General features: G+C 53.3%; 4 protein-coding genes. All 4 read left to right on the top strand.

Going from position 1 to position 3,074, the window contains the following annotated elements; all coding sequences use genetic code 11:
- The coding region (locus B3W37_RS12640) for a 3'-5' exonuclease (RefSeq protein ID WP_483176032.1) at window positions 1–1,338 on the top strand (1,338 nt) is incomplete at its 5' end.
- Window positions 1,339–1,398: 60 nt separating this feature from the next.
- Window positions 1,399–2,262, top strand: a complete 864-nt coding sequence (locus B3W37_RS12635) for a PH domain-containing protein (protein WP_483176031.1) — start codon at window positions 1,399–1,401, stop codon at window positions 2,260–2,262.
- Window positions 2,263–2,359: 97 nt separating this feature from the next.
- A complete protein-coding gene (locus B3W37_RS12630; RefSeq protein WP_483176030.1) occupies window positions 2,360–2,566 on the top strand; it encodes a YpmA family protein in 207 nt (68 codons plus the stop codon).
- A gap of 14 nt (window positions 2,567–2,580) precedes the next feature.
- A partial coding sequence (gene lepB / locus B3W37_RS12625) for a signal peptidase I (RefSeq protein WP_483176029.1) occupies window positions 2,581–3,074 on the top strand: 494 nt, incomplete at its 3' end.

Below are 3,074 nucleotides of genomic sequence, written 5' to 3'. Positions count from 1 at the left end.
CTGGAGATGGCCCGGGTTCTGGGCGAGAATGATAATGTGGTCAGGATGATGAGCGTCCATAAAAGCAAAGGCCTGGAGTTCCCGGTGGTTATCGTAGCCGGTCTGGGCAGATCTTTTAACCAGTCCGACAGCAAAGCCCCTGTGGTTATGCACAAAGAGCTGGGCATTGGCAGCCGTTATGTAAACCTGACCACCCGGCGCCGCAGTGAGAGCATAGCCGGTATGGCTATAAAAGACCGGCTGCGCCTGGAAAGCCTGGCCGAAGAGATGCGCATACTCTATGTGGCCATGACCCGGGCCCAGTCCCGGCTGGTCATGGTGGGAACCGTGAAAAACCTGGCTAAAAAGGCGTCAGCCTGGGCCAGGTCTCCGGGAAGGTACGAACTCTCTCAGGCTAAGGGGATTATGGACTGGTTAGGCCCGATGTGGATACAGCATCCTGACGGGCAGCCCCTGCGCGACTGCCTGGAGGAGCCCTTTGCAGCCGCTCCCTGCCTTGACCAGGTACGCTGGAAGATGGCGGTGGTCAAGAGTAGTGAGCTTATCTCCATGGAGCAGCAGCGCCAGAGCCTGCAGGAGGATATCCTGGCCCGGCTGGCCGCAGGGCGGGATGAAGTGAATAGCCAAATCGAAGACTCGCTTGCCGAGCGTTTAAGCTGGCGCTATCCTTATGAGCAAGCTGCCCGGCTGCCCTCCAAACTGACCGTCACCCAGCTGACCAAAGCCGCTAAGCCCGGGGAGGAAGAATTTCACAGCGTCGTCCCTGCCTTAAATAAAAGGCCGCTGTTTATGAGCCGCCCGGAGCAGGCCCGGCCCCTGGCCCTGACCGCCTCCCAGCGAGGCAGCATCATGCATTATGTATTGCAGCAGCTGGATTTTAAGCACGTCAGTCAAGTCGGACTGCAGGCCCAGCTGGATACCATGGTGAAAAAGGATATGCTCACCGCTGTGGAGGCCGCCAGTATAGATTCCCGTAAGATCATGGAGTTCTTTGCTTCCGCCCTGGGCCAGCGCATCTTGCAGGCCCGGCGGGTATTCCGCGAGGTCGGTTTCAACCAGCTGGTGGAAGCCGGACAGATCCTGGAGGACTCCCCGGCCCCGCGGGAGAAGCTGCTTTTGCAGGGGGTTATCGACCTCTACTTTGAGGAGGAAGGCGGACTGGTGGTGGTGGATTACAAGACCGACCGCATCACCCCGCAGAACCGCCTGGGTCTGATCGAACAATACCGCACCCAGGTAGAAGCCTACTGCCGGGCACTGGAGGCCATCAGCGGGCAGGCGGTGAAGGAAGGCTACATCTATTTCTTCGCCGTCCCGGAAGAGGTTCGGGTCATATAAGCAGAAATCGGGTGAGAGAATTGGCATTTGTCAGCGTAGCTTTAATGAGGAGGGAGCGTAATGCTGAATAAAACGCGTGAGGTACAGCATTCCTGGGACTGGATCTTCCTGGGATTCATGTTGGCGGTCTCCGGCGGGGTGATTTGGCTGACCTATCAGCTCCCGCAAAAAGTCCTCTTCGGGCTGATAGTTATCACTATGGGGGGCCTTACAGGCTACATCTACTATGCCATCCGTTCCACCCGCAGCCTGACCTATGAAGTAGAGCGGGCGGGCATAACCATAAACTATGGCTTCAAAAAGATACTCATTCCTTATCAAGACATACTCGCCCTGGAGGTCAAAGAGCGGGTCGGTCTGACGCGCCTGGCGGGAAATGAATGGCCCGGCTCTTACAGCGGTTATTTCAGCGAGCGCCGGGAGAAGAAGCTGGCCATCGTATATGCTACCGAGTTGAAGAATATTATCAAGATTGAAACCTCTGATTTCAACTATTACATTTCTCCACAGGATAATAAACGCTTCATGGAAAAGGTCAAACTTTACTGGAATCCGCCGTCAGGCTCTGATGACCGGCCTCCTGCGGTAAAAAGGCCTCATATCTGGCAGACCGGGAGCGGGATTCTGCTCATTTTCCTGAACTTAATGGCTCTGGTTGCAATGGCGGCCTATATCAACCATCTCGCCCAAACCGTCGACCAGATGCCCATGCACTATAATTTCCGCGGTGAGGTGGACCGGTATGGCTCTCCTCAAGAGCTTTACTTCATGCTCATCGGCACGGTCATCGTTTTGCCCATAATCGTGCCTATCAGCAATATGCTGGCCAGGCGCGGGATCCCGCCATATGAGGCGGCCAGGCTGTTGTATATCCCTCTGGCCATAACCGTATTTATGGGCGTGGTGATCATGAGCATGGTTTAATGGTTTATTCCCGCCCTTTTTTGAGGTAAAATTGTTTTGTATGTTTACATCACAGGCTTTACCAGATTTAGTGGTCTGATTGTAGAAAGGAGCAGCCATGCCTGAAGAACCCGAAACCGGCGCAGAACAGCGCGATCCGGGCAAACTGGAGTTGATCGCCCACCGGTCCTTTCCCTCCAGCCCGGAGATGGTCTACATTATCGACTTTCTCAACAAAAGCCTTAAAAACAAAAAGGTCATGTTTGGCCTAAGCAAAGACAAAAACAATTCAGATAACATGGTGATAAAAATCTACGAGTTTTAAAGGTTGAGGTGAATATGAACAAGGAATTCGTCAACTTCATTAAGGAAACCGTGAGTATAGTAGTTATCGCCTTTATCCTGGCCATGATCCTCAGGGCATTTGTGATTGAAGGCAGAATCATTCCTTCCGGCTCCATGCTGCCTACCATACAGCTTCAGGACCGGGTTATGGTCAATAAATTCATCTATCATTTCAAAGAACCTCAGCGCGGGGATGTAATAGTATTCGACCCTCCCGAAGAGCTGCACAGCAAGTGGGATTATATCAAGCGGGTCATCGCGCTGCCCGGTGAAAAAGTAGAGGTCAAAAAGGGAAAGGTATATATAAATGATCAGCCCCTTGAGGAACCCTATCTTCAGGAAGTGATGGATTACGAGTTTGGCCCGGTGGTAGTCCCCGAAAATGCCCTGTTTGTGATGGGCGACAACCGCAACGAGAGTTATGACAGCCACCGCTGGAACACCTGGTTGACCCGGGACCGCTTGAAAGGCAAAGCCATATTCATCTA

It is taken from the genome of Syntrophomonas sp. UBA5494 (assembly GCF_002426325.1).
The sequence above is the reverse complement of the archived record's forward strand: the minus strand, read 5'-3'. Positions and strand labels throughout refer to the sequence as shown.